Origin of the sequence: Mycobacterium gordonae, from assembly GCF_001417955.2 — a bacterium.
GTDB lineage: Bacteria > Actinomycetota > Actinomycetes > Mycobacteriales > Mycobacteriaceae > Mycobacterium > Mycobacterium gordonae_B.
Genome location: NZ_LKTM01000185.1, coordinates 1 through 1,464 on the forward strand (window position 1 = coordinate 1; position 1,464 = coordinate 1,464).

At 77.8% G+C, this 1,464-nt stretch carries 1 protein-coding gene; it reads right to left on the bottom strand.

Going from position 1 to position 1,464, the window contains the following annotated elements; translation table 11 throughout:
• The coding region (locus AO501_RS38055) for a hypothetical protein (RefSeq protein ID WP_197419851.1) at positions 1-1,464 on the bottom strand (1,464 nt) is incomplete at both ends.

A 1,464-nucleotide genomic window follows, 5' to 3' on the forward strand; every position in this document is an offset into this window, starting at 1 on the left:
ACCCCGCCGTTGCCGCCGCTGCCATTGACGCCGTTGGTGAGGCCGGTCCCGGCGTTCCCGCCTTGGCCGCCGGTGCCGCCAGTGCCGCCGGTGGTGCCATTGCCGGCACTAGCGGCATTGGTGCCTGCTCTGCCGGTGCCGCCCTGACCGCCGTCGCCACCCTTACCGCCGTTGCCGCCGTTGCCCTGGGTACCGAGGCTCGAGCCGGTTCCCGCGGCGCCGGCCCCGCCGCCTTTGCCGCCTTGGCCACCGGTACCGCCGGTGCCTGCGCCGCTGCCGGTGTCGGTGGCACCCTGGCCGCCGGTGCCGCCCGTTCCGCCGGTGCCGCCATTGCCGCCCTGACCACCGGCGCCCTGGATGCCGGCGGTGCCGCCATTGGTGACTCCGGCCGCGCCGCCGCTGCCGCCCTGGCCGCCCTGGCCTCCGACGGCACCGGTACCGCCGATGCCACCCCCGCTGCTGCCCGCGGTGCCACTGCCCGCGTTCCCGCCGTTACCGCCCAGGCCGCCTACGCCGCCGTTGCCAGCGGTTCCAGCGGCGCCGGAGGTGGAGCCGACGCCGGCCTTGCCTGCGTCGCCACCGGTGCCGCCGGTACCGCCCTGACCACCCGTGCCGCCGGCGACGCCGAGGTTGGCGCTGTTGTCCGTGCCGTTGCCACCGGTGCCACCCTTGCCGCCCGTTCCGCCGATGCCGCCTTGGCCGCCGGCGCCCTGGATGCCCGCAGTGCCGCCGTTCGTGGCTCCAGCCGCGCCACCCGTGCCGCCCTGGCCGCCGGCTCCGCCGGTGCCGCCTTGGGCGCCTTGTTGTCCGGTGGTTGCGACGGTGGCGTTGTCCGCGCCCTTGCCGCCGTTGCCGCCCAGTCCGCCGGTGCCTCCGTTTCCGGCGGTGCCGGCCGTTCCGGTGGAGGAGCCGGTGCCGCCCAGGCCGGCTGCGCCGCCGGTGCCTCCGGTGCCGCCTTGTCCACCGGCTTGGGCGGCGATGGTCGGGTTGCTGCTGTCGGTGCCGTTGCCGCCTGTGCCGCCTTTACCGCCGGCGCCTCCGACACCGCCCTGGCCACCGGCGCCCTGGGAACCGGCGGTGCCCCCGTTGGTGGCACCTGCGGCGCCACCAGTCCCGCCTTGGCCGCCGGCTCCGCCGGTGCCGCCTTGGGCGCCCTGCTGACCAGCGGTTGCGACGGTGGCGTTGTCCGCGCCCTTGCCGCCGTTGCCGCCCAGTCCACCGGTGCCGCCGTTGCCGGCAGTGCCAGCCGCTCCGGTGGAGGAGCCGGTGCCGCCCTTGCCGGCGGCGCCGCCGGTGCCTCCGGTGCCGCCTTGGCCGCCGGCTTGGGCGGCGATGGTGGGGTTGCTGCTGTCGGTGCCGTTGCCGCCGGTGCCGCCTTTACCGCCGGTGCCGCCGAAGCCGCCCTGGCCGCCGGCGCCCTGGGCGCCGTTGAAGCCGCCGTTGGCCTTGCCGGCGGCGCCGCCG